The following is a 25283-nucleotide window of genomic DNA, read 5'->3' as shown; positions in this document are numbered from 1 at the left end:
CCACAGCAGAAGGCGCATCTTCCCCAGCGGGATAGACACACCCCGCTGGGGAACAACAGTTGAACAAATACGGGCGCATGCGCCCATATGTCATCCATGTACTACGCACGAACGCGAGCGCTCGTGTCTCACCAAGTCACAAGGTCTGTCAGCCATCTTGCGACGGTAGACCAGACGGAAGTCTGCCCGCTTTCGCGTGGGATGATGTCTCAATCCCTATCCGGACCATTACAGCCCGTCATTCGCTTTTTCCGTCATCCTCTACCCGCATCGTCAACAGCGTTCCTTGCGGGCCGCCTGCCAGCCCAACTGCACTGGCAACGATACGGGCTTACCGTGTTCCCGGCCTGCCACATGACTGACGTAGGTTCTGCCTTTCCCCCGGCGGCCCTAAGACGACGTAACCCGAATTTCAAGCGAGTTATCCGACCGCACACCGTTTTGGTTAATGCCTATCAGCAGCTTTGGCATCGTCCCACTTACGAGGTTTATCATCAGTTCACTTCCGTTAACCGTATCAGCCAGCCTAGCGCCTCAACCCCCTTGCTGCTAGGAGTCTCTGAATACCTGTTTCACAACAGGCAGTCACCCAAACTTCGGGGGCTACATTGTCAGAGAAGCTTCACACCCCACCGTTGCCAGTGACGCATGTCCTCCTAGGCTACTGCTGGTCGTACAGCAGGTTCTCTACCTCATAGGGGGGCTAACCCCGTGAGATTGAACAATGACAAACCGAGCTTGCGCTCGACCTACCCTGAAATCACATACTCCAATCCGCTTTGTTAGCGGAGTTGAAGCCGCTAACTGGGCGGAACCTGACGGTAATCAGGTCAATGCGATTACGCGCAAGGGTCCGAAGACTCCGGTGCGTCTAAAGCTACGATTCCAAGCCAAACCGCACTCGGTTTCGTTTGCTACACAAGGGGTGGCCCAAGGTGCCACCAATGGGACGGCTTGCGCCGTCCAGTCGATGCGACTCACGTCGCACTAAAAACCGTAGGATAGCAAAAGCCGCCCGGCGCACAGGGCAACCGGGCGGCTTTTCTACAAGCAAGAAGCGTGACGCGAGTCGAAAAGATGCAGCTTAGTTCTTCGACTGATCGACCAGCTTGTTCTTTGCGATCCACGGCATCATCGCGCGCAGCTTCTCGCCGACCTGCTCGATCTGATGCTCCGAGGTCAGACGGCGGCGCGATTGCAGCGTCGGCGCGCCGGCGCGGTTCTCGATGATGAAGCTCTTCGCGTATTCGCCGGTCTGGATGTCCTTCAGCACGGCCTTCATCGCCTTCTTCGTCTCTTCCGTGACGATGCGCGGACCCGTCACGTATTCGCCGTACTCGGCGTTGTTCGAGATCGAGTAGTTCATGTTGGCGATGCCGCCTTCATAGATCAGGTCGACGATCAGCTTCAGTTCGTGCAGGCACTCGAAGTACGCCATTTCCGGCGCGTAGCCCGCTTCCACCAGCGTTTCGAAGCCGGCCTTGATCAGATCGACCGTACCGCCGCACAGCACGGCTTGTTCGCCGAACAGATCGGTTTCGGTTTCTTCACGGAAGTTCGTTTCGATGATGCCCGCGCGGCCGCCGCCGTTCGCCACGGCGTACGACAGCGCCACATCGCGCGCCGAGCCGGACTTGTCTTGCGCCACGGCGACCAGGTGCGGCACGCCGCCACCGTTCTGGTACGTGTTGCGCACGGTGTGGCCCGGTGCCTTCGGCGCGATCATGATGACGTCCAGATCCGCGCGCGGGATCACCTGGCCGTAGTGCACGTTGAAGCCGTGCGCGAACGCGAGCGCCGCGCCTTGCTTGGCGTTGTCGTGCACTTCGTTCTTGTAGACCTCGGCGATCTGCTCGTCGGGCAGCAGCATCATGACCACATCCGCGCCCTTCACGGCTTCGGCGACTTCCTTCACCTTGAGGCCCGCGTTCTCGGCCTTGCTCCACGATGCGCCGCCCTTACGCAGGCCGACCGTCACGTTCACGCCGCTTTCCTTCAGGTTGAGCGCGTGCGCATGGCCTTGCGAGCCATAACCGATGATGGTGACTTGCTTGCCCTTGATGAGGGAGAGGTCGGCGTCCTTGTCGTAGAAAACTTTCATGGTGGTTCCTTGAGTCCTGGAAAATGGTTGCGCTACGTGCTGCAAATGAATGGGTGAGGCGCCTTCAAACCTTGAGAATCCGCTCGCCCCGGCCGATGCCGGAACTGCCCGTGCGAACCGTTTCGAGGATCGCCGTGGCGTCGAGCGCCTGGATGAACGCGTCGAGCTTGTCGGACGCGCCCGTCAGTTCCATCGTGTAGGTCTTCTCGGTCACGTCGATGATGCGGCCGCGGAAGATATCCGCCATGCGCTTCATTTCTTCGCGTTCCTTGCCGACCGCCCGGACCTTGATGAGCATCAGCTCGCGCTCGATGTGGGCGCCCTCTGTCAGGTCGACCACTTTCACCACCTCGATCAGGCGGTTCAGGTGCTTCGTGATCTGTTCGATCACGTCGTCCGAGCCAATGGAGACGATGGTCAGCCGCGACAGCGAACTGTCTTCGGTCGGCGCCACCGTCAGCGTTTCGATGTTATAGCCGCGTGCCGAAAACAATCCGACGACGCGCGATAACGCGCCCGGCTCGTTTTCCAGCAGAACGGAGATGATGTGTTTCATGTTCGTGTTTCCCGATGTGTGTCCAGATTGGCGCTTGTCCGAAAAACCCGCGCGCGGCACATGTCCTTTGTGAAGACAGGCGCGCGCGAGCCTCGCGAATCAAACCCGCGTTAGAGATCCTCAGACCCGAGCAGCATTTCCGTGATGCCCTTACCGGCTTGCACCATCGGGAATACGTTTTCGGTCGGATCGGTCTGGAAGTCGAGAAATACAGTGCGATCTTTCAAACGCAGCGCTTCCTTGAGCGCCGGTTCGACGTCCGCGGTTTTTTCGACACGAATGCCAACGTGGCCATACGCCTCGGCCAGCTTCACGAAGTCCGGCAGCGCGTCCATGTACGAACTGGAATAGCGCTTCTTGTACTCGATCTGCTGCCACTGGCGCACCATGCCCAGATAGCGGTTGTTCAGCGAGATGATCTTGACGGGCGTGTTGTACTGCTTGCACGTCGAGAGCTCCTGAATGCACATCTGGATGGAGCCTTCGCCGGTGATGCAGACCACTTCGTCGTCCGGATAGGCCATCTTCACGCCCATCGCGGCGGGCAGGCCGAAGCCCATCGTGCCGAGGCCGCCCGAATTGATCCAGCGGCGCGGCTTGTTGAACGGATAGAACTGCGCCGCCCACATCTGATGCTGGCCGACGTCCGAGCACACGAACGCGTTGCCGTCGGTCAATTCCCAGAGCTTTTCGACCACATACTGCGGCTTGATGATCTCGCTCTTGCGGTCGAACGCCAGGCAGTCCTTCGAGCGCCAGCCTTCGATATCGTCCCACCAGGTCTTGAGCGCCGCCGTATCCGGGCCGTGCTCCGCGTGCTGAAGCTGCTCGATGAGTTCCTTCAGCACTTCCTTCACGTCGCCGACGATTGGAATATCGACCTTCACGCGCTTGGAAATGGACGACGGATCGACGTCGATATGAATGATCTTGCGCGGCGACGACGCGAAGTGCTTCGGATCGCCGATCACGCGGTCGTCGAAGCGCGCGCCGATGGCGATCAGCACGTCGCAGTTCTGCATCGCCATGTTGGCTTCGTACGTGCCATGCATGCCGAGCATGCCGAGGAACTTCTTGTCCGACGCGCGGTAGCCGCCGAGGCCCATCAGCGTGTTGGTGACGGGATAGCCGAGCAGATCGGCGAACTGGTTCAGCTCGCGCGACGCGTCCGCCAGAATGATGCCGCCGCCGGTGTAGATGTACGGGCGCTTCGCCGACAAGAGCAGTTGCACCGCCTTGCGGATCTGGCCCGAATGGCCTTTCGTGACCGGATTGTACGAACGCAGCGACACGCTCTTGATCGGCTCGTACTTGCACGGCGCCTTCGACACGTCCTTCGGAATGTCGATCAGCACCGGACCCGGACGGCCCGTGCGCGCGATGTAGAACGCCTTCTTGACGGTCGCGGCGAGGTCGCGCACGTCCTTCACGAGGAAGTTGTGCTTCACGCAAGGACGCGTGATGCCGACGGTGTCGCACTCCTGGAACGCATCGAGGCCGATGGCCGCGGTGGGCACCTGGCCGCTGATGACGACGAGCGGAATCGAATCCATGTAGGCCGTGGCGATGCCGGTGACGGCATTGGTGACGCCCGGGCCCGAAGTCACGAGACACACGCCTACTTTGCCGGTCGAGCGCGAATACGCGTCGGCGGCGTGCACGGCGGCCTGCTCGTGGCGCACGAGAATGTGCTGAATCTGGTCCTGCTTGTAGAGCTCGTCGTAGATGTAGAGTACCGAGCCGCCGGGATAGCCCCAGATGAATTCGACGTCTTCATCCGCGAGCGCGCGCATGAGCACGGTCCCGCCGATGGAATCGGCTTCGTGAGGAGGAGTGGTATCCGACGTGGAGAATTCCGCGCTAGGCATGTTCATTCATCACCTTTCGAATTTTCGGCAAAAAATTGATCGGGTGCTCTCTGCCGGGCTTGTGGCTCGGGTTCAAGCGGCGCGTCTTGAATTGACAGGCGTGCTTCTTGGGCTCGCCTCAAAGCAGACATTTCACTGGATGATGCGAGTCAGAAAATGTAACAGCGCGCCGCGCGACGGGTCAAGCAAAAACTTTGCGAACCGTCCGATAGCGGCTTTTGGCAACGGTCCGCGCCCGAAAGCGCCGTGCAAGCTCAAGCTGTCGAAGTGGTATGCAATCGCCCGGCCGAACACCGGAAGTGGCAACAAAATCGCTCATTTGCTCCCGCTGCCGCGAAACTTTGCTAGGATTCGCAGGTTTTCCTCGAACTCCACGATTCCCTTTTTCGACGCAACTACGGACGCAAATTCGTTGCGCCGGCCCCCAACGGATGGCATCAGACAAGGAACTCGCCGACTTTCTGGCGGGCGTCGAAAGACGCGCGTTCAAGCAGACCGTGTATACCGTTCGCGACGACGACGCGGCGCTCGACATCGTGCAGGACGCGATGATCAAGCTGGCGGAAAAATACGGCGACCGTCCCGCGAGCGAGCTTCCGCTTTTATTCCAGCGTATCCTTCAGAACGCGACGCACGATTATTTCCGTCGCCAGAAGGTGCGCAACACCTGGGTCAGCCTCTTCTCGTCCTTCGGCAACGCGGACGACGACGAATTCGACCCGCTCGAAACCTTCGAATCCGAAGACGGCGCGGCCGGCAGCGAGAGCAGCGAGAACAAGCTGGAGCGCGAACAGGTGCTGAACCTGATCGATGCCGAAATCCAGAAACTGCCCGCGCGTCAACGGGAAGCGTTTCTCATGCGTTACTGGGAGGATATGGATGTCGCCGAGACGGCCGCTGCGATGGGGTGCTCCGAGGGCAGCGTGAAGACACATTGTTCACGCGCCACGCACACACTCGCGCAAGCCCTGAAAGCAAAAGGGATCACGCTATGAGTTCCGCACTTGAAACGAAAGAAAACGAGTTCGCGCTGAAAGTCGTGCGCGCGCTCGACGAAAATACGTCGAACATGCCGGCTGCCGCCGTGGACCGGCTGCGCGAAGCGCGCCGCGCCGCGATCGCGCGCAAGAAGCCGGAAAAGGCAGCCGTCGCGATGAGCGCGCCCGCCTTCACGCCGGCGTTCGCTGGTGCGGGCGCCGAAATGGGCTCGACCCTCACCACGGGCGATTCCGGCGACGGCCATCGTCCGAAGGGCTGGCTCGCGCGGCTTGGCGGCCTCGGTCTCGCGTGGCCGCTCGCGGCGCTCGTCATCGGGCTGGCGGGCATCGCCTATTGGGAAGATCAGGAGCGCCGCGCCGAACTCGCCGACATCGACGCGGCCATGATGAGCGACAGCCTGCCGATCGACGCCTATCTCGACCACGGTTTCAACGCGTATCTGACGCGCAATCACTAAGTCATCGTTCGGACTGAACACAGCGGGGGAATTTTCGGGTGAGTTACAAGCGCGGTCTCGCGATTGTCTTTGGTTGCGCGATTGCGGGCATGGTTGCGTTCGCCGCGACTTATCCGCGCTTCTACGCCACTGCCGCCGCCCCGCCGTCGTCGGTCGCCACGCCGGCCGCCGGCGGCTCGGGCGCTCACGCCGACACGAATCTTTCGCCGCTTTCCGCACTCTCGTCCGAAGGGCCGCTGTCCTGGAGCCATCTGACCGAGGCGCAGCATCTCGCGCTCGCGCCCTTCGTCGCGCAGTGGGATTCTTTTTCCGACGAGCGCAAGCAGAAGTGGCTCAAGATCGCGTCGCGCTTTCACCGGATGTCGCCCGAGGCGCAGAAGCATCTGCATCAGCGCATGGAAGAATGGGTGCGGCTCACGCCCGATGAGCGCAAGGTCGCGCGCGAGAACTATCAGGTTTCCAAAGCGGTGCCGCTGGAAAAGCGCGAGAAAGCCTGGGATGCGTATCAGAAGCTCTCCGAAGAGCAGAAAAAGAAGCTCGCCGCGAGCGAGCGCACGCGCCGTCCTACCGTCGTTTCCGCGCCGCCCACGGGCAAGACCGAAGTGAAGGACATCAACCGCCTCGTCGCGGCGCGTGAGCAGGGTCACGCCTCCGGACATGCGGAAGCCGGTTCCGCCACGGCGCCCGGCACGGCCGCGCCCGCCTCCGGCGCACCGATGCAGCCTGCCATTCCGAACGCCGCGAGCATCGTGCCGGCCACGCCGATCCCCGTGTCGCCGCAGCAGGCGCCTTCGATGTACAACGGCTCGTGAGCGCCCAGCCCGAAGCGGCCGCGGCCTCCGTCACGCCGATGCGCGCGCCCACGCTGCGCCGCCGCCTCGCGACGATGCTCTACGAAGGCGTTATCCTGTTCGGCGTCGTGTTCATCGCCGGATATCTTTTCAGCACGCTCACGCAGCAACGCAACGGCCTCACGCACCACAACTGGCTGATGTCGTGGATCGGCCTCGTGCTCGCCGCGTACTTCGTGTATTTCTGGACTCACGGCGGCCAGACCCTGCCGATGAAAACCTGGCGCCTGAAGGTCGTCGATACGCACGGCCAGCCCGTCAAGGCCGGACGCGCGCTCGCGCGGTACGCGCTCGCATGGCTCTGGTTCCTGCCGCCGCTCGCGCTGCATCCGCTGCTTTCCCTCACCGTGCCGCAGACGTTCGCCGTGTTTGCGGCGTGGGTCGTGCTGTGGGCGGCGGCCGTGCGGCTCGATCCCGCGCGCCAGTTCCTGCATGACCGCCTCGCCGGCACGCGCATCGTCGCGACTCAAGCTGTCGTCAAGTAATAAGAACTTCTCGTGACTGTCACGGCTCGGTCACGGCCGCACGGTGCAATGCGCATACCGAAACCCGATGCGCGTGCCAATGGCCTTCACTTCGTCAGTTCACCCGGCATTCGACCCGCCCGGTCCGTTCGCACTGCGATCCGAGTCCACTGAATCGCCCAAGGCGGTGTCGCCAGACACGCCGAGCCTCCACGATGACGAACACGGCGATGCCGGCGACGCGCCGCACCGCTACCGCACCATCTGGCTCTCCGACATTCACCTCGGCTCGGGCGGCTGCCAAGCGCCGTATCTGCTCGACTTCCTGCGGTATCACGAGTCGGAGTATCTGTATCTCGTCGGCGACATCATCGACGGATGGCAGCTTCGCAAAGGCTGGTTCTGGCCGCAGGCGCACAACGACGTCGTGCAGAAGATCCTGCGCAAGGCGCGCAAGGGCACGCAGGTCGTCTACATTCCCGGCAATCACGACGAAGCCGCGCGCCAGTTCTGCGATCTCGCGTTCGGCGACATCCACGTGCGCGGCGAAGCGTTCCACACGACGCTCGCGGGCAAGCGCCTGTGGATCGTGCACGGCGATCTCTTCGACGGCGTGATCCAGCACGCGAAATGGCTCGCCTATCTCGGCGACACCGCCTACACGATGATCCTGCTGCTCAACCGCTGGTTCAATCGCGTGCGCACGAAATTCGGCTTCAACTACTGGTCGCTCTCGCAGTACCTCAAGCATCAGGTCAAGAACGCGGTGAACTTCATCTCGCAGTTCGAAAAGGTGATGACCGACGAGGCGCGCCGCCGCGGCTGCGACGGCGTCGTGTGCGGCCACATCCACAAGGCCGAGATCCGCGAAATCGACGGCACGCTCTACTGCAACGACGGCGACTGGGTCGAGAGCCTCTCCGCGCTCGTCGAGACCTACGACGGCGAACTGAAGATCGTCTACTGGACCGTGATGCGCGCGCAACAGGCAGGCGAAGCACGCACGACACGCGCTCGCGCCACCGTCTGAACGCCGCCGCATCGAGCCATTACACGTCACACCAACCTGGGCCATTCGATGAAGATCATGATCGTTACCGACGCGTGGGAGCCGCAGGTCAACGGCGTCGTGCGCACGCTCACGCAGACGACGAAGGAGTTGTGCGCGCTGGGCCATCGCGTGGAATTGCTCACGCCGCTCGAATTCAGGACGATCCCCTGCCCGACTTATCCCGAGATCCGCCTTTCGCTGCTGCCGGGCCGGCGCGTCGCCGCGCGCATCGACGCATTCGCGCCGGATGCGCTGCACATCGCCACCGAAGGCCCGCTCGGGCTCGCCGCGCGCGCTTATGCGCTGCGCCACAAGCTGCCGTTCACGACCGCGTATCACACGCGCTTTCCGGAGTACGTGAAGGCGCGCTTCGGCATTCCGCTCGCGATGACCTACCGCTTCCTGCACTGGTTTCACAAGGACTCGCAGGCGGTGATGGCGCCGACGCCCGTCGTCAAGAGCGATCTCGAACAGTACGGCTTCACCAACGTCGTGCTGTGGACGCGCGGCGTCGATCTCGACATCTTTCATCCGATGGAGTCGAAGGTGCTCAATACCGCGCGGCCGATCTTTCTGTACGTCGGGCGGGTCGCGGTCGAGAAGAACGTCGAGGCGTTCCTGAAGCTCGATCTGCCCGGCTCGAAGTGGGTCGCGGGCGAAGGCCCCGCCCTCGCCGAGCTGAAATCGCGCTACACGAACGCGAACTATCTGGGCGTGCTGTCGCAGCCCGAGCTTGCGAAGGTCTACGCGGCGGCGGATGTCTTCGTGTTCCCGAGCAGGACCGACACCTTCGGCCTCGTGCTGCTCGAAGCGATGGCCTGCGGCACGCCGGTCGCGGCGTATCCGGTGACCGGCCCGATCGACGTGCTCGGCGAAAACGGCCCCGGCGCGCTCCACGACGACCTGCGCGAAGCCTGCCTGGAGGCGCTGAAGATCGAACGCGCCGATGCCCGCGCATGGGCCGAGCGCTTCTCGTGGCGCGCGGCGTCGGAGCAGTTCGCCTCGCATCTGCGGCAGTGCGGGCCGCGCGCGGCGAGTCAGGACCGGGCCGCCGCATGACGCAACGCGCCGTGGCGCGGAAGCGTGCGCGAGAGAGCGATCCCTTCGACGACGATATCGAAGACACCGACGAAACCGACGGCAGGCCCGCGCCGGCCAGCGAGCCGCTCGGCCCCGACGACTTGCCCTTCAATCCGTACAAGGGCAACCGCGGCTTCACGCGCGCCTGGCACGCGATGAAGAACTCGCTCTACGGCTTTCGCGTCGCGATTCGCGAGGAAAGCGCGTTTCGCCAGGAACTGACGCTCGCCGCGATTCTGCTGCCGGTCAGCCTCTTCGTGCCGGTCGCGCCGGTGGAACGCGCCGCGCTGATCGCGTCGGTGCTGCTCGTGCTGATCGTCGAGCTGCTCAATTCGAGCGTCGAGGCGGCCATCGACCGCATCTCGCTCGAACGACATGAATTGTCGAAGCGGGCCAAGGATTTCGGCAGCGCCGCGGTCATGGTCGCGCTGGGCGTTTGCGTCATCACCTGGGGCCTGATTCTCTGGCCGCTTGCATCCCCGTGGCTCGCGCGTATCTTATAAAGGAGAGCACCATCGCGTAGAGCCCGCATGGGTGCAGCCGAACGACCGGTTTATAATCGTCCGACATTCTCAAAAATAGCAACGGAAGCGGCCGTGCGAACGCTCATCCCGAGCCGCCGCGGCCCGATGCCAAGGTCGGACGACATGGAAGCCAAACCACCCCGCCGCACCCGCGAACGCATACTCGAACTGTCGCTGAAGTTGTTCAACGATATCGGCGAGCCGAACGTCACCACGACGACGATCGCCGAGGAGATGGAAATCAGTCCAGGCAACCTGTACTACCATTTCCGCAACAAAGACGACATCATCAACAGCATCTTCGCGCAGTTCGAGCAGCAGATTCAGAAGCGCCTGCGCTTTCCGGACGACCACCGCCCGACGATCGACGAAATGTGGTCGTACCTGCAGTACATGGCGGATTTCCTCTGGACGTACCGCTTTCTCTATCGCGACCTGAACGATCTGCTCGCGCGCAACCGCACGCTCGAAACGCACTTCAAGCAGATCATCACGCACAAGGTGCATTTCGCGAGCCAGTTGTGCGAGGCGCTCGTGGCCGACGGCGAAATGGTCGCGACGCCCGAGGAGATCAACGTGGTCGCGACCAACATGGGCGTGATCGCGACCTACTGGCTCTCGTACCAGTACGTGATGAATCCGCGCAAGTACAACGATCAGGAAGCGATCCGCACGGAGCTGCATCAGGCGAGCCTGCACATCATCTCGATCATGGCGCCGTATCTGCGCGGGCGCTCGCGCCAGCTCTTCGACGACCTCGTATCCGGTAAGCTTCCGAAGCGCGAATACGCGGACTTCCTGCCGCCGCGCGAGGACAAGTCAGAACCACCGAAGGATTCCTGAGCATGAAAGCAGTCTGTGTCTATTGCGGCTCCGCGACCGGAGCCCGCCCCGTCTATGCCGAAGCGGCCAAGGCGTTCGGCCGCGCGCTGGTCGACAACAATCTCGCGCTCGTCTATGGCGGCGGGCGCGTCGGTCTCATGGGCCTCATTGCCGATGAAGTGCTCGCCGCGGGCGGACGCGCGGTCGGCGTCATTCCCGAATTGCTGGTCGCGAAGGAAGTCGGCCACACGGATCTCACCGAACTGCACGTCGTGCCCGACATGCACGAGCGCAAGAAAATGATGGCCGATCTCTCGGACGCGTTCGTCGCGATGCCGGGCGGCGTCGGCACCTTCGAGGAGTTTTTCGAGGTCTACACGTGGGCGCAGCTCGGCTATCACCAGAAGCCGGTCGGCCTGCTCGACGTGAACGGCTACTACGATCCGCTCATGGCGATGCTGCGCCACACGGTCGCCGAAGGTTTCATGCGCGCGCCGCTGCTCGATATGATCCAGGTCGCCGCCGAGCCCGACGCGATGATCGCGAGGCTCAAGGCCTACACGCCGCCCGCGAACGACAAGTGGGCCACCAACCGCAACGCCGTCTGAGGAGCGAAAGCGCATGTCAAAGGTGATTCTGATTACGGGCGGCAGCCGCGGCATCGGCCGCTCGGCTGCGGTGCTGGCGGGCGCGCGCGGCTGGTCGGTCGGCGTGAACTATGCGTCGAATGCGGCCGCCGCCGATGCCACCGTCGCCGCCGTGCAGGCCGCGGGCGGCAAGGCGATCGCCATTGGCGGCGATGTCGCCGACGAAGCCGCGGTCATCGCGATGTTCGACGCGACCGAGAAGGCGTTCGGCAAGATCGACGGCGTCGTGAACAACGCGGGCGTCGTCGCGCCCGGCTCGGCGCTCGCGGACATGGACATCGCGCGGATGAAGCGCATCTTCGACATCAACGTGCTCGGCGCCTATCTCGTCGCACGCGAGGCGGCGCGGCGCATGTCGACCTCGCGCGGCGGCAAGGGCGGGTCGCTCGTGAACCTGTCGTCGGCGGCGGCGCGGCTCGGCGGCCCGAACGAGTATGTCGACTATGCCGGCTCGAAAGGCGCGATCGATACGCTGACCATCGGGCTTTCGAAGGAACTCGGGCCCGAAGGCGTGCGTGTGAATGCGCTGCGGCCCGGACTCATCGACACGGAAATCCACGCGAGCGGCGGCAAGCCGGATCGCGCGCACGTGCTCGGCGTGCAGACGCCCATCGGACGCGCGGGCACGGCCGATGAAGTCGGCGAATCGATCGTGTGGCTGCTGTCGGACGCATCGTCGTATGTGACGGGGGCGATTCTGGACGTGACGGGCGGACGGTGACGGTAACGGAAACGGCGAATCAAAACCCGCCGTGTTTCGCCAGCCACGCTTCTTCATCGGGCAACATCTCGCGCCCGAGAATCCGGTTGCGATGCGGAAAGCGCCCGAAGCGCTCGATCACGTCGGCGTGCTCGACGGCCGATTCGTAGAAGCTCGAAACGCCCGTTTCCTCGTTTAGCTTTCCGAATAGTCTCAGCGATTCACGCTGGCTTTCGGGCGTTTCATCGTGTTCGAACGGCATATACGCGAACGCGCGATGATACGCGCCCGGCAGACTCAGATCGTCGCCGCTTTCGACCAGCTTTTTCGCCAGCGCGAGCGCACGCGTATCGCCCGCGAAGGCGCGCGGCGTGTTCCGATAGCAATTGCGCGAAAACTGATCGAGCAGCACGATCAGCGCGAGCGTGCCGAGCGGCGTGCGCTCCCACTCGCGCAGACCGCCCGCGTGCGCTTCTTCGAGCAATGCGCCGAAACGCTCCGTGAGCATCGCATCGACCACGCGCTTCTTCTTCCACCACAGCTTGCGTTCCTGCCCGAACTCGGGCGAGCCCGGTTCACCGAACCAGAGATCGAGAACGGCCTGCGCGCGCAGGTCCATGCGTCAGACGAGTTCCAGCACGAGCCGCCGCGTGCGCGCGCTCTTCTTTTCCAGCTTCGCGATGCGCAGCGTGCCGATTTCCCCCGTATTGCGCACATGCGTGCCGCCGCACGGCTGCAAATCGACATTCTCGATACGCAAGAGGCGCACGCGGCCGAGGCCCATCGGCGGCTTCACGCTCATCGTGCGCACGAGCTCGGGGCGCGCGGCCATTTCGTCGTCGGTGATCCATTCGGTGTGAACGTCGTGCGCGCCGCCGATCAACGCGTTCAGCTTCGCTTCGACCGTTTCGCGCTCGATCGGCTCGACGGTGGCGAGATCGAGGCGCGCGTAGTCGCTCGTGATGCTGCATCCGTCCACCGGATACGGCAGCACCGCGCAGATCAGATGGCTCGCCGTATGCAGCCGCATATGCCGATGACGCCGCGACCAGTCGATCTCCGCCTTCACCGCGTCGCCAACCTTCATGCGAGCCAGCGCGTCTTCCTGACCCGGCGCGGGCACGTGCACGGCGTCGTCCGGCGTCGCGCCTTCGAACTTCGCCTTGCGCGTATCGGCGATCGCGACCACCGTGCCATCCGCGAGCGTGAGCGTGCCGGCGTCGCCCGCCTGGCCGCCGCCGAGCGGATAGAACACCGTCCGGTCGAGGTGAATGCCCTGCTCGTCGATGGCCGTCACCGTCGCGTCGCAACGCGTCAGATAGGCGTCCTCGCGAAAGAGTGCGCGTGTGCTCATGTTTGCCGTTCCTTGCGTCCGATGCTTGCGTAAGAGGTGAAGCACCGATGATGCATCACCCGCGCCCCGCGTGAACCGGTACAAATCGGCGCGAATCAACCGGGTCGGTTGCGCATCCAGTCGGCCGTATCGAAGAACGAAGTCAGAAGGCGCTCGCGCAAGGCTTCGTCGACGCCGATGTCTTCCATCGCCCAGGCCATGCAGCGCAGCCATTGATCGCGCTCGGACGAGGCGATCGAAAACGGCAGATGCCGCGCCCGCAAACGCGGATGCCCGAAGCGGTCGATGTAATGATCCGGCCCGCCCATCCAGCCGCACAGGAACCAGAACGTCTTGTCGCGCGAATTGTCGAGCGTCGGCGGATGCAGCGCGCGGATGCCGGCGAATTCCGGCTCGAGATCCATCAGGTCGTAAAAGCGATCGACGAGCGCGCGCACGCGCGCCTCGCCGCCGATCAGCTCGAAAGCGGTCGGCTGCTGGCCTTGTTCGGTGTCTTCAGTCATTGCTTGTACGAAAAATTACGCATCGCGCAGGGATTGCAGGGCCGGGCGCACCAGCACGCGCCGCAGGCTCAGCCAGCCGCCGACGCCCGCGCACGCGACGCCCGCCACGATGCCCGTGGGCACGAGCCACGGATTGAAATCGATGTGAAATTCGAACACGCGCGCCGCGAGCACGTAGCCGATCGCCTGCGCGCCGATCGCGGCCATCAGGCCGGACAGCGCGCCCACGGCGACGAACTCCGCGACCTGCACCGAGCGCACCTGCCGGTGCGATGCGCCGAGCGCGCGCAAGAGCGCCGACTCGCGCACGCGTTCGTCGCGCGTACCGGCGAGCGCCGCGTACAGCACGAGCACGCCCGCCGCGAGCGTGAAGAGAAACAGGAACTGCACCGCGCCGATCACCTGCGCCAGCGTGCGGTGAATCTGCGCGAGAATCGGCGCGATATCGATCGCCGTCACGTTCGGATAACGCGCCACCAGCCCGTCGATCACGCGCTGCTCGTCGAGCGGCAGATGAAAGCTCGTGATGAAGGTCGCCGGTAGATCGGCGAGCGCCTCGGGCGGCAGCAGCACGAAGAAGTTGACCTTGAACGAATTCCAGTCGACCTTGCGCACGCTCGTCACCGGCGCTTCGACCGGCAGACCGGCGACATCGAAACGCAGCGTGTCGCCCAGTTTCACGCGAATCGTCTTCGCGATGCCCTCCTCGATCGACACCTGCGGCTTCGTGTCCTTGCCGAACCACGCGCCTTGCGTGACGCGGTTGTCGCCCGGCAGCTCGGTCGTGTAGGACAGGTTGAATTCGCGGTCGACGAGGCGCTTCGCATCGGCCTTGTCGTAGTCTTGCGGATTCACCGGCTTGCCGTTGATCGAGACGAGCCGTGCGCGCACCATCGGCGAAAGCGCGGCGTCAGGCTGGCCGTGCGCGTGAAGATAATCGAGCACACCCTGACGCTGGTCCGGCTGAATGTCGATGAGAAACTGATTCGGCGCGTCGGGCGGCGTCGCGTCGCGCCATCCCTTGATGAGGTCGTTGCGCGTCATGCCGATGAGCAGCAGACACATCAGCCCGATGCCGAGCGCGGTGATCTGCAGCGCGCTCGACCCGCTCCGGCGCTCGAGCGACGCGAGCGCGTAACGCCAGCCCACGCCCGCGCGGCTCTTCTCTCGCCGCACGAAGCGCGCCGCCGCCCAGAGCGCCGCGCGCGCGATCGCGCCGAACACGAGCAAGCCCGCCGCGAAACCGCCCGCGACGATGCCGCCGAGCTTCACTTCGCCCGCCGCGACGATCAAGAGCGCCGCGAACAGCAGCACGCCGACGCCGTACGCCGCATGCGCGACGCGCGCCGCGTCGCCGAGCTCGCGCCGGATCACGTGCACCGGCGGCACGCGCGTGATCGGCAAAAGCGGCGGCAGCGCGAAGCCGAGCAGCAGGACGAGGCCCATCGCGATGCCTTGCAGCGCGGGCCACACGCTCGGCTGCGGCAATTCGACATCGACGAGCGCGCCGAGCCAGTTCAGCAGCACGAGATGGCCGCCGAAGCCAAGCACGACGCCAACCCCGCTGCCGATCAGACCGATCGCCAGGAATTCGTTCAGAAAGAGCGCGCGCAGCGTGCGCTGGCTGACGCCGAGACAGCGCATCGCGGCGCAGCCGTCGAGATGCCGGCGCGCGAAGCGATGCGCGGCCATCGCGATCGCAACGGCCGCGAGCAGCGCCGTCAGCAGCGACACGAGCGTGAGGAAGTGGCTCGCGCGATCGATCGTCTGGCGCACCTGCGGCTGACCGTCGGACAAGGACTCCAGCGCGACGCCGCGCAGCTTGCCGCCGTCGGTTTCGTCGCGCGCGAACTTCGCGAACTGCTCGACCTGGGCGTCCGGGCCCGCGACCAGCAGCCGGTACGTGACGCGGCTTCCGTAGCCGACAAGCCCGGTCGCCGCGATTTCGTCGGCGCGCATCATGAGGCGCGGCGAAAAGTTGACGAACGAGAAGCCGCGGTCCAGCTCGCGCGTGATAACGCCCGCCACCGTGAAGGTGCGCGTGCCGACCTTGACCGTGCCGCCAACCTTCGTTTTCAGCGCGTCGAGCAAGGCGGGATCGGCCCACACGGTGCCGGGCGCGGGAATGCCGTGCGCGGGGGCATCGGCGGCGTCGGGCGCGGGCGCGATGCGCAACGCGCCGCGCAACGGATAGCCCGGCGTGACGCCCTTGATCGCGGCGAGCCGGGAGGCCGGCTGCGCGGACGTCGAGCTGATCATGCTGGGGAAGATCGTCGTGCCCGCGGTGTCGAGACCGAGCGATTGGGCCTTGCGCGTGAACAAGGTATCGACGGGATGATCGGCGCGCACGACGAAATCGGCGGCGATCATCTGGCGGCCGTCGCGCGCGAGGCCCTGGCGCATGCGATCGGCGAGAAAGCCGACGCTCGACAGCGCCGCGACCGCCAGCACGAGCGCGAGCAGCAGCATCGTGAGTTCGCCCGCGCGCCAGTCGCGCCCCGTCATGCGCCACGCCTGGCGCACCGTCTGCATGAAACCGAGCCGGATGGCCGGATGCGAATGCCCTGCCTTACGTGCAGCCTGATCGTTCCTGAATGCGGTGCTCAATCGTGCTTGCTCCGCAATCGGTTCATGCGCTCCGAATTCGGCAGCATGTGCTTGGCCATGCGCGACACGCCCACATGCACGCCGCGCGCGAGACGCGGCAGCGCCCAGCCCGCGAGCACCAGAAACACGAGCAGGAGCACGAGGAACAGCAACGGCACGAACAGCGCGAGCGTGATGCCCGTCACCGCGCCGACATCTTCGGTGGCGGACGCCGCCCAGTTCGACACCGGCTCCGGCGACAGATTGATGAGCGCGCGCGTGCCCGCCTTCGCGAAATGCGATGCGCCGGCGAGCGTGCCGCCCGCGAGCGCGGCGACGGTGAGCATGGCGGGATCGGCGTGGCCGAGCGAGCCGGCCGCGAGCACCGCGCCCGCCGGAATGCGAATGAAGGTGTGGACCGCGTCCCACAGGGAATCGACGGCGGGGATTTTGTCAGCGAGAAATTCGAGGAGCGCGAGCACGCCCGCGACGCCGATCACCCAGGGCGAGCCGAGCACGGCGAGCGAATCCGGCAGATGGACCAGCCCGAAGCGCTGAAACATGCCGGCGATGAACACGGTGAGGTACAGGCGCAGCCCGCTCGCCCATGACAGGCCCGCCGCGAGCGAAAGTGACTCAAGCATTGCCGCCTCCCTTGTTCCCTGCTGCCGCCGCTCGCTTCAGGTGAACGATTTGCCGGCTGAAGATACGATCTTTTCGGCAGATGCCGAAAGAAGCCTCCCACATCCACGACGATACAACAAAAACGTGGAGTCATAGGAACGACTAGGAACCGTCTGACTTCAGACCATTATATCCACGCCAAACCGCGCGGTGCAGCAAGCCCCGGACGTTTGCCGTTCGCGGTGTGCCAGCGCACGGCCGGGTGGCGCGGGCGCAACGGATGCGCCTTCAGTGACCCGACGAGAGCTTGAGCCCGATCAGCCCGGCGACGATCAGCACCGCGCTCAGCACGCGCGCCGCCGAGAGCGCCTCGCCCATGAACACGATGCCGAACACGAACGCGCCGACCGCGCCGATGCCCGTCCACACGGCGTACGCCGTGCCGAGCGGCAGTTGCTTCATGGCCATCGCGAGCAGCACGAAACTGCCGATCGCCGTGACGAGCGTGAAAATCGACGGCCCGAGCCGCGTAAAGCCTTCCGACGATTTGAGACCGGCGGCCCACGCCACTTCGAGCAACCCGGCGATGAAAAGAAGAATCCAGGACATCGAGCGACTCCCTTGAAGTCATGGGGCCGTCCCCGACAAAACGATGCGCATGCGGTCGTCCGCATGGCCATAAGATCGAACTGCGATTGTAGCAAAACGGCACTCGGACGCTTCGCCCGCGCCGCCGCGCGTGGCTGTCGTCGTCAAAACCGTGTATTAAGGAGAAAACGCCCGCGCGAGGCGTCCCTTCGACATATCCGCTGCAAAAGCCTGAACAAAGGAGCGTTCATGGATGTCGATTCGGTCCTGCTCTCACGCTTTCAGTTCGCGTGGGTCGTCGCGTTTCACATTCTGCTGCCGGCGTTCACGGTCGGCCTGTCGTGCTATATCGCGACCCTCGAATTCAACTGGTGGATCACCAAGCGCGACGTCTACCGGCGGCTCTCCGCGTTCTGGCTCAAGATCTTCGCGGTGTCGTTCGGCATGGGCGTGGTGTCGGGCATCGTCATGCCGTTCCAGTTCGGCACCAACTGGAGCCGCTTTTCCGACGCCACCGCGAACGTCGTCGGCCCGCTGATGGGCTACGAAGTGCTAACCGCGTTCTTCCTCGAATCGGCGTTCCTCGGCGTGCTGCTGTTCGGGCGCAAGCTCGTGCCGCAATGGGCGCACGTGATGTCGGCGATTTTCGTCGCGGCGGGCACCGTGATCTCGTCGTTCTGGATTCTCGCGGTCAATAGCTGGATGCAGACGCCGCAGGGCCACCGCCTGCTGCCGGATGGCCGCTTCGAAGTGGTGAGCTTTTTCGACGTGATCTTCACGCCGTCGTTTCCATACCGGCTCGGGCACACGGTCAGCGCGTTTCTCGTGACGGCGGCCTTCGTCATTCTCGGCGTCGGCGCGATGTATCTGCGGCAGCACCGCGCGCTCGAAGAAAGCCGCGTGATGGTGAAGATGTCGCTGCTTTTTCTCATCGTCATGGTGCCGGTCCAGATGGTGATCGGCGACGCGCACGGCCTCAACACGCTGAAGCATCAGCCGGCCAAGCTCGCCGCGATGGAAGGGCTGTGGGAATCCGGCACGCGCGTACCCGCCAATCTCTTCTCGATTCCGGATCAGGACGAAGAGCGCAATCACTTCGAGATTTCGATTCCGGTGCTTGGCAGCCTCTATCTGACGCACGATCCGAACGGCTATGTGCGCGGCCTCAAGGACTTCCCGCGCGAGGACCGGCCGCCCGTCGCGGTCGTGTTCTTCGCGTTTCACATCATGGTCGGCGTGGCGCTCCTGATGTTCGCGCTCGTGCTGTGGGGCATCGTGCAGTTCGCGCGCGGGCGGATCGAGACGAGCACGCGCTGGCTGCGCGCGGCGACCTGGGCGATGCCGCTCGGCTTCATCGCCGTGATCGCCGGCTGGACGACCACCGAGGCCGGCCGTCAGCCGTGGACCGTGTACGGCATTCTGCGCACGAAGGATTCGGTGACGCCCTCGCTCACCGCCGCCGATGTCGGCCTGTCGTGGCTGCTTTACGTGTGCGCCTATCTCGTCATTTTCGGCGCGGGATTTTTCCTGTTGCGGCGGCTGGTGCGCGTCGGGCCTGCCGAAGTCGCGCACGCGCACGAAAAGGACGAACTGGATGCGAAGACGCGCGCGGCGCGCCCGCTTTCGGCGGTGTCGGCGGGCGGCAGCCATGCGGGCGCGTCCCGCCCCGTGAGCAATGACGACATCGTGCCGCCGGGCCGCGGACGCAATTAACGACGACGGAGAACGCGATGCTCGATCTCGTGCCGCTGTGGGCCGCCATTCTCGCGCTGGCGGTGTTCATGTATGTGCTGCTCGACGGCTTCGATCTGGGCGTCGGCGTGATGTTCCTGCTGCGCCGCGACGGCGAGTCGCGCAACCTGATGATCAACTCGGTCGCGCCCGTCTGGGACTTCAACGAGACGTGGCTGGTGCTCGGCGGCGGCGGATTGTTCGCGGTGTTTCCGCTCGCCTTCGCGATCATCGTGCCGGCGGTCTACTTTCCGATTCTCTTCATGCTGCTCGGGCTGATCTTTCGCGGCGTCGCGTTCGAATTCCGCGAGGTGATCGGCGCGCGCAAGTGGCTGTGGGACGGCGCGTTCGGCGTGGGCTCGCTCGTCGCGACGTTTTCGCAGGGCATCGTGCTCGGCATGTTCATTCAGGGCTTCCCGATTCAGGGCCGCGAATACGCCGGCACGAGCTGGAACTGGGTTGCGCCGTTTCCGCTGCTCGTCGGCGTGGGGCTGATCTTCGGCTACGCGCTGCAGGGCACGACGTGGCTCGTGCTCAAGACCGAAGGCGAGTTGCAGGCGTGGAGCCGCAAGATGGCGCATGTCGCCCTGCTCGGCGTAATCGCGTTCATTCTGCTGATCAGCGTGTGGACGCCGCTCAAGGACGCGCGCATCGCGGCGCGCTGGTTCGGCTTCCCGGAGAGCTTCGCGTTCGCGCCGGTGCCCGTGCTGACCGTGCTGCTCGCGTGGACGCTCTGGTCGAGCCTCGCGAAAGGCCGCGAAGTCGTGCCCTTCCTGTGCTCGATCGGCCTCTTCTTTCTCGCCTTCACGGGGCTCGTGATCAGCCTGTGGCCGTTCATCGCGCCGCCTTCGGTGACGCTGTGGGACGCGTCGGCCGCGCCGCTATCGCATCAGTTTCTGCTGATCGGCACGATGTTCCTGCTGCCCGTGCTGATGATCTACGTGATCTGGTCGTACTGGGTGTTTCGTGGCAAGGTGCGCGGCGACATGGGCTATCACGCCGAGTAGGCTCACAACTTCTGCTGCGTCGCGAGCGAGAGAATGCGCGCCCACTTGTGCGCTTCGTTGCGATCGCGCATCGGCAAGGTCCATTCCGCGCGCTTCGCGTCCTTCACGTCGAGCAGCACCTGCCACGCGCCGCCCGCTTCCTGAGCGCGCGCGCCGCGCAGGTCCGCGAAGATGTAGCTGCCGGTTTCGCCGCGCAGGCGCACGTCGCACAGGCGCTTGCCCGCCGCGATCCGCACGCCGCCCCAGTCGGTCGCAAGCTCGTGCGTCCAGTCGCCGTGCTCGCCGCGGCGCAGATTCGGCGCGATCTCGCGGCGGCTCGCGAGCCAGCGCATCACGCCCGCGGCAATCGCGAGCAGCACGACGATCGCGACGCCCACTGCCACCCCCAGGCCAAACTGCGCGTGCAGCGCATTGAACGACCAAATCGCGCCATAAATCAGCAATCCTAAAGCGATCAGACCTACGACGATAGGCATGGGTCCCCCCGCGATCGATCAAGGAAAGCGCAGCTCATCACTGCGCCTTGTGCTTGGCATTCCAGTCACGCAGCGCCTGAAGCGTGTTCGCGACATGCTGGTCCGGCGACAGGCTGGTGTACTCGTAGATAACCTTGCCGTCCGGCGCGATCACGTACGACACGCGGTTGGCCATCGTGCGTGTCATCGGCATGGAGGCGTCGTAGGACTTGATGATCTTCGAGTCCTGGTCCGCCGCGACCGGAAACTTGCTGCGGCACTCGCTCACCGAAAACTCTTTCAACGTGTCGATGTTGTCGTGCGACACGCCGATGACCGTCGCGCCCTCGGCCTTGTATTGCTCGACCGCTTCCGCGAACTGGTGCGCCTCGATCGTGCAGCCCTTGGTGAACGCCGCCGGGTAGAAGTACAGCACGACGGGCCCTTTCTTGAGCGCATCGGCGAGCGAATAGGCGTAGACGTTGCCGCCGAGCGAGGCCTGCGCGGTGAAATCGGGCGCGGGGTCGCCGGGCTTGAGCGTCGCGTTCGCGGCAAGCGGCAAGGCCGCCGCACTCGCCACGAGGCAACCGGCCATCAGACTGAAAAGCTTTCTCATGCACGCTCCTTTTCATGACTTCGTTCGTGGGCTTCGTTCGTGCGGCGCGAGCGCGCGCCTGCCTCACGCTTCGTCCGCGCCGTGATCCATGCGATGCTCGGCGAACCAGGCCGCCGCGTCGAACTGCAACTTCGCCAGCACGGCGGGCGTGAGCAGGTCGAGCGCGGCATGCGCGTGGCGGCTCGCGTCGATGGCGGGCGCATCGCCCCGCTCCGCCGCCCGCGCGATGCCGAGCAGCGCGCCGAGCGGCCCATCGCCCGTGAGAATCGCCGCGCGGATTTCCGCCGCCAGATGCAGCTTATCCAGAATTTCCGCCGGCTGCATGTCGAGCACCACGTGCACGAGCGAGAAGATGCCGGTCATGAACGCGGCGTCGGAGAACGCTTCGTCGTCGGGGCGCAGCAGCAAGGCCGCGAGTTCCAGAAAGCGCGCGCGCGTGCCGACGAGTTGCAGCAGCGGGTCCGAGCGCCACGGCAGGCCGCGGCCGTCCGCGTAGAGCAGCAGTTGCGCCCAGCGCATCAACTGGCGCGTGCCCGTTGCCGCGATCGCCTCGCGCAGCGACGACACCCGCCGCCCGCGCGTCTGCGCGCTCGAATTCGCGAGCCGCATCAGTTGCACGACGATGTCCGGATTGCGCTTGAGTTCGGCTTCGAGCTCGCGCATGCCCGGCTCGCCGGCGAGCACGGCCATGAGGCGCAGCAGCGAGCCGCGCGCGGGGCTCGCGCGCCGCGCCGAGAGCACTTGCGGCCGCGCGAAGAAATACCCCTGGAAGAAATCGAAGCCGAGTTGCCTGGCCTGCGCGAAATCGTCGCGTGTCTCGACTTTCTCGGCCACGAGCAGCTTGCCGCGCCGCTTCACCGCCGCCGCGAGTTCCGGCAGATGGTCACGGTCCGCCACGAGAAAATCGACCTTGACGATATCCACCGAGGGCAGCGCGGCGAGCAGCGCATCGTCGAGGCGCACCACGTCGTCGAGTGCGAAGCGAAAGCCCGCGTTACGCAACTGGGCGCAGCGCTTGAAAAGCGCTTCGTCGAAAGTGATGTTCTCCAGCAGCTCCAGCACGAAGCGCTCGGGCTGCATGATATGGACGATGTCGTCGAACAGAAGCTCGCGGCTCATGTTCACGTAGCCCGAGTGCGGCCCGAGCACCGCCGGCACGCCGATCTCCCCGACCGTGCGCGCGACGACATGCGCGGTCGCCTGCACGTCGTCGTGAACGCGGGCGCGGTTGTCGGGGCTGTCGCGAAACAGCAGCTCGTAGGCGACGAGCGCGCCGTCGGCGTCGAGAATCGGCTGGCGTCCGACATAGACGCTCGGTCCGCGCTTCATGGACGACGCGCGCTTCACGGATGAATGGGGCATGGCGGGAACGGCCCGGACGTGCTTTGCGGCGCGCACGCGGCCGCCGGCGGTGTAAAGGATTCGATCATGAGACGAACGAGTCGGACGAATTCTGATGAGCAAAGCCCGGCGATGCCCCCGCATGGTGCATGCAACGGGCGCGGAACCGTTCCGCTCGAAACGCGCCACTGTAACCGAATTCGCCAGACGACATGTTACGAAACTCGACAATTCATGGACAAGTCGGCGCGCGAGATCAATTGCGCGCACCGCGCTAACGTCTAAAGATTTGGCGCCGCGCGCCGATAAATCGCCTGATAGAGCGTGCCGCGCCCGTTACGGCACGTCCCGGCCGGAACCGCCCGAAACCAGCACACGGCGCGTTCCGCGCGCCGACTCGCCGACCGGCGAGCGCTGCCGCCCGAAACCCCTACGAGACCATGCAAGCGAATCGGATCAACGTCTCCCGCCGCGCACCGTGGCGCATCGCGCTCGATGCGCTCGCCCGCGTCTGGCCGGGCGCCAAGCGCGCGCTGCCGGAGCGCGAGCTCGACGCGCCTTTCGAAGAGCCGCAGCCGCCCGCCGCCGCCGCCCCGGCCACGCCCGTTCTGCCCGGCGTGCCCGAAGCCACGCTCGGCGCCGTCGATTTCCTCGCGCAGCTCGACGACGCGCTGCGCTTCCAGTATGTGTCGGACGCGAGCATCGAGTTCATCGGCTATCACCGCGACTATCTGAGCATGCTGACGCTGCACGATCTCGTCGCCTCCGAGGAAGCGGACGAACTGCACGCGCTCGTCGCCCGGGCGCGCGCGAGCGGCAAGCTCGAATCGGCGACGCTGACCGTCGTGAAGTCGCTGACCTATCCGCTCTGCGTGGAGCTGCGGCTCGTCTCGACCGCCTCGCGCGGCACGCCCGGATTCGCGCTCGCCGCCTTCGACGTCGCGCACTGGCGCGAGCGCGAAGCATCGCTCGTGCACACGCTCAATCACGACGCGCTCACGGGCCTCGAAAATCTCGTCTCCCTGAGGGACGCGATCGCCGCGGCGCAGGCGCAGGCCGAGCTCACGCGCACGCACGCGGGCCTCGTACTGCTCGATATCGACGATTACCAGCGCATCAACCGCGCGCTCGGCTACGACGCCGGCGACGAACTGCTGCGCGAGACCGCGCGCCGCATCCAGCACACGGCCGGACACGGCGAGCGCGTCGCGCGTGTGGCCGGCGATTCGTTCGCCGTGCTGCTGCCCCCCGGCACGACGCCCGAACTCGCCGAGAGTCTCGGGCGGCGCCTGCTCACCGCGATCGCGCAGCCGTACCGGCATCGCGGGCAACACACGCATTTGTCGGCGAGCGTGGGCGTCGCGCTGTATCCGGATCAGCCGGGCAAGAACGCGCGCAGCGGCGTGCAGACGAGCCTGTTGCGCATGGCCGATCAGGCGCTCGCGCAGGCCAAGGAATCCGGCGGCAACGCGCTCGTCTTCCACACGCTCGACGACGACCCCGCCGACGCCGAGCGCCTCAAGCTCGAAGCCGATCTGTACGAAGCCGTGCGCAACGGCGAGTTTTCGCTCTACTTCCAGCCGATCACCAAGATCCGCACGGGCGCGGTGGTCGGCGTGGAAGCGCTGATGCGCTGGAATCATCCGGTGCACGGGCTCGTGCCGCCGTCGACGTTCATTCCGCTCGCGGAATCGATCGGCCTCATCAACTATCTCGGCAACTGGGTGCTGAAGGCCGCGTGCATGCAGATCATGCAATGGGACGCGATCGGCATCCGGCTCGATTACGTTTCGGTCAACGTGTCGCCGCAGCAGTTCCGCGACAAACGTTTCACCGCGGCGGTGAAGGAAGCGCTCGCGCTCACCGGCATCGAGGCGCGGCGGCTCGTGTTCGAGATCACCGAGAGCCTCCTGATGCACGATCCGGAAGAAGCCACGCGGCTGCTCGAAGCGCTGACGTCGATCGGCATTCGCTTCGCCGTCGACGATTTCGGCACGGGCTATTCGAGCCTCGCCTATTTACAACGTTTTCCGCTTTCGAAGCTCAAGATCGACCGCAGCTTTGTCGAGAACCTGATTACGTCCCGCAACAACCGCGCGATCGTGAGCGCGGTGGTCGGGCTCGCGCAATCGCTCGAACTGGAGCTGGTGGCAGAAGGCGTCGAAACCGAGGCACAGCGCGACTTGCTCGCCGACCTCGGCTGCGATCATATTCAGGGCTGGCTCATCAGCCATGCATTACCGTCGGACGAGCTGGCGCGCTCGTTCCAGTCGCACTCGCTCGTGCTGCACGAGTCAATATGAGTGGACGAGTGTTCGTGTTCTAATCGAGCAACGCGCCGTAAACCCCTAATAACGT

The 25283-nt window shown here is 64.9% G+C and carries 25 protein-coding genes; 13 read left to right on the top strand and 12 right to left on the bottom strand.

Going from position 1 to position 25283, the window contains the following annotated elements:
• Positions 1-1084: 1084 nt before the first annotated feature.
• The 3 genes from ilvC to LY284_RS02625 all read right to left on the bottom strand — a co-directional run bounded on the left by ilvC (position 1085) and on the right by LY284_RS02625 (position 4531).
• Positions 1085-2101, bottom strand: a complete 1017-nt coding sequence (ilvC, locus tag LY284_RS02635; protein ID WP_014191839.1) for a ketol-acid reductoisomerase — start codon at positions 2099-2101, stop codon at positions 1085-1087.
• A 64-nt stretch (positions 2102-2165) separates the two neighbouring features.
• A complete protein-coding gene (gene ilvN, locus LY284_RS02630; RefSeq protein ID WP_008341906.1) occupies positions 2166-2657 on the bottom strand; it encodes an acetolactate synthase small subunit in 492 nt (163 codons plus the stop codon).
• 110 nt (positions 2658-2767) lie between these two features.
• Positions 2768-4531, bottom strand: a complete 1764-nt coding sequence (locus LY284_RS02625) for an acetolactate synthase 3 catalytic subunit (RefSeq protein WP_014191840.1) — start codon at positions 4529-4531, stop codon at positions 2768-2770.
• A 425-nt stretch (positions 4532-4956) separates the two neighbouring features.
• On the opposite strand from LY284_RS02625, the gene LY284_RS02620 reads away from it, so the two are divergent.
• The 10 genes from LY284_RS02620 (at position 4957) to LY284_RS02575 (ending at position 12141) form a co-directional block, all read left to right on the top strand.
• A complete protein-coding gene (locus LY284_RS02620) occupies positions 4957-5520 on the top strand; it encodes an RNA polymerase sigma factor (protein ID WP_014191841.1) in 564 nt (187 codons plus the stop codon).
• Complete coding sequence (locus LY284_RS02615) at positions 5517-5981, top strand: DUF3619 family protein (RefSeq protein WP_045450794.1); 465 nt, start codon at positions 5517-5519, stop codon at positions 5979-5981. Before LY284_RS02620 ends, LY284_RS02615 begins: the two co-directional genes overlap by 4 nt.
• A 38-nt stretch (positions 5982-6019) precedes the next feature.
• Positions 6020-6793, top strand: coding sequence for a DUF3106 domain-containing protein (locus LY284_RS02610; protein WP_233384467.1), 774 nt, complete (start codon positions 6020-6022; stop codon positions 6791-6793).
• Between the two features lie 38 nt (positions 6794-6831).
• Positions 6832-7317: an RDD family protein gene (locus LY284_RS02605; protein ID WP_045452103.1), complete on the top strand. Its 486-nt coding sequence runs from the start codon at positions 6832-6834 to the stop codon at positions 7315-7317.
• 79 nt (positions 7318-7396) lie between these two features.
• Positions 7397-8326, top strand: a complete 930-nt coding sequence (locus LY284_RS02600; RefSeq protein WP_045450796.1) for a UDP-2,3-diacylglucosamine diphosphatase — start codon at positions 7397-7399, stop codon at positions 8324-8326.
• Positions 8327-8374: 48 nt separating this feature from the next.
• Positions 8375-9406, top strand: coding sequence for a glycosyltransferase family 1 protein (locus LY284_RS02595; RefSeq protein ID WP_045450797.1), 1032 nt, complete (start codon positions 8375-8377; stop codon positions 9404-9406).
• Complete coding sequence (locus LY284_RS02590) at positions 9403-9930, top strand: diacylglycerol kinase (protein WP_233384464.1); 528 nt, start codon at positions 9403-9405, stop codon at positions 9928-9930. Before LY284_RS02595 ends, LY284_RS02590 begins: the two co-directional genes overlap by 4 nt.
• A 144-nt stretch (positions 9931-10074) precedes the next feature.
• Positions 10075-10794, top strand: a complete 720-nt coding sequence (locus tag LY284_RS02585; protein WP_041730518.1) for a TetR/AcrR family transcriptional regulator — start codon at positions 10075-10077, stop codon at positions 10792-10794.
• 2 nt (positions 10795-10796) lie between these two features.
• Entirely contained in the window at positions 10797-11381 is a 585-nt protein-coding gene (locus tag LY284_RS02580) for a TIGR00730 family Rossman fold protein (protein ID WP_014191849.1), read from the top strand.
• Positions 11382-11394: 13 nt separating this feature from the next.
• A complete protein-coding gene (locus tag LY284_RS02575) occupies positions 11395-12141 on the top strand; it encodes an SDR family oxidoreductase (protein ID WP_233384447.1) in 747 nt (248 codons plus the stop codon).
• A 19-nt stretch (positions 12142-12160) separates the two neighbouring features.
• On the opposite strand, the gene LY284_RS02570 is transcribed toward LY284_RS02575, so the two are convergent.
• The 6 genes from LY284_RS02570 to sugE form a co-directional block, all read right to left on the bottom strand.
• Positions 12161-12739, bottom strand: coding sequence for a DUF924 family protein (locus tag LY284_RS02570; RefSeq protein WP_233384445.1), 579 nt, complete (start codon positions 12737-12739; stop codon positions 12161-12163).
• 3 nt (positions 12740-12742) lie between these two features.
• A complete protein-coding gene (locus LY284_RS02565; protein WP_014191852.1) occupies positions 12743-13474 on the bottom strand; it encodes an alanyl-tRNA editing protein in 732 nt (243 codons plus the stop codon).
• Between the two features lie 95 nt (positions 13475-13569).
• Positions 13570-13977, bottom strand: a complete 408-nt coding sequence (locus LY284_RS02560) for a group II truncated hemoglobin (RefSeq protein WP_014191853.1) — start codon at positions 13975-13977, stop codon at positions 13570-13572.
• A gap of 15 nt (positions 13978-13992) precedes the next feature.
• Positions 13993-16509: an ABC transporter permease gene (locus LY284_RS02555; protein ID WP_375294251.1), complete on the bottom strand. Its 2517-nt coding sequence runs from the start codon at positions 16507-16509 to the stop codon at positions 13993-13995.
• A 71-nt stretch (positions 16510-16580) separates the two neighbouring features.
• Positions 16581-17207: a DUF4126 domain-containing protein gene (locus tag LY284_RS02550; RefSeq protein ID WP_014191855.1), complete on the bottom strand. Its 627-nt coding sequence runs from the start codon at positions 17205-17207 to the stop codon at positions 16581-16583.
• A gap of 268 nt (positions 17208-17475) precedes the next feature.
• Complete coding sequence (sugE, locus tag LY284_RS02545; RefSeq protein ID WP_014191856.1) at positions 17476-17796, bottom strand: quaternary ammonium compound efflux SMR transporter SugE; 321 nt, start codon at positions 17794-17796, stop codon at positions 17476-17478.
• A 228-nt stretch (positions 17797-18024) separates the two neighbouring features.
• Here sugE and LY284_RS02540 point away from each other — a divergent pair, with 228 nt between their 5' ends.
• Both LY284_RS02540 and cydB read left to right on the top strand, forming a co-directional pair.
• The gene (locus LY284_RS02540; protein WP_233384434.1) at positions 18025-19488 is read left to right on the top strand and encodes a cytochrome ubiquinol oxidase subunit I; all 1464 of its coding nucleotides are present in this window, start codon (positions 18025-18027) and stop codon (positions 19486-19488) included.
• 17 nt (positions 19489-19505) lie between these two features.
• Positions 19506-20513 carry a cytochrome d ubiquinol oxidase subunit II gene (gene cydB, locus LY284_RS02535; protein WP_014191858.1) on the top strand — a complete coding sequence of 336 codons (1008 nt, stop codon included), beginning with the start codon at positions 19506-19508 and terminating at the stop codon, positions 20511-20513.
• Between the two features lie 2 nt (positions 20514-20515).
• On the opposite strand, the gene LY284_RS02530 is transcribed toward cydB, so the two are convergent.
• The 3 genes from LY284_RS02530 to LY284_RS02520 all read right to left on the bottom strand — a co-directional run bounded on the left by LY284_RS02530 (position 20516) and on the right by LY284_RS02520 (position 22946).
• Positions 20516-20989 (bottom strand): hypothetical protein, encoded by a 474-nt coding sequence (locus LY284_RS02530; RefSeq protein WP_045450801.1) that lies wholly within the window; start codon positions 20987-20989, stop codon positions 20516-20518.
• Between the two features lie 37 nt (positions 20990-21026).
• The gene (locus tag LY284_RS02525) at positions 21027-21584 is read right to left on the bottom strand and encodes a peroxiredoxin (protein ID WP_045450802.1); all 558 of its coding nucleotides are present in this window, start codon (positions 21582-21584) and stop codon (positions 21027-21029) included.
• 63 nt (positions 21585-21647) lie between these two features.
• A complete protein-coding gene (locus tag LY284_RS02520) occupies positions 21648-22946 on the bottom strand; it encodes an EAL and HDOD domain-containing protein (RefSeq protein WP_045450803.1) in 1299 nt (432 codons plus the stop codon).
• Positions 22947-23365: 419 nt separating this feature from the next.
• Between LY284_RS02520 and LY284_RS02515 the strand changes: the two genes are divergently transcribed.
• Complete coding sequence (locus LY284_RS02515; protein ID WP_045450804.1) at positions 23366-25228, top strand: bifunctional diguanylate cyclase/phosphodiesterase; 1863 nt, start codon at positions 23366-23368, stop codon at positions 25226-25228.
• Positions 25229-25283 lie beyond the last annotated feature (55 nt).

The sequence above is a fragment of the Caballeronia sp. PC1 genome (genome assembly GCF_021353155.1).
Lineage (GTDB): Bacteria > Pseudomonadota > Gammaproteobacteria > Burkholderiales > Burkholderiaceae > Caballeronia > Caballeronia cordobensis.
Note: the sequence above shows the minus strand (reverse complement) of the source record. Positions and strands in the feature narration are given on the sequence as shown.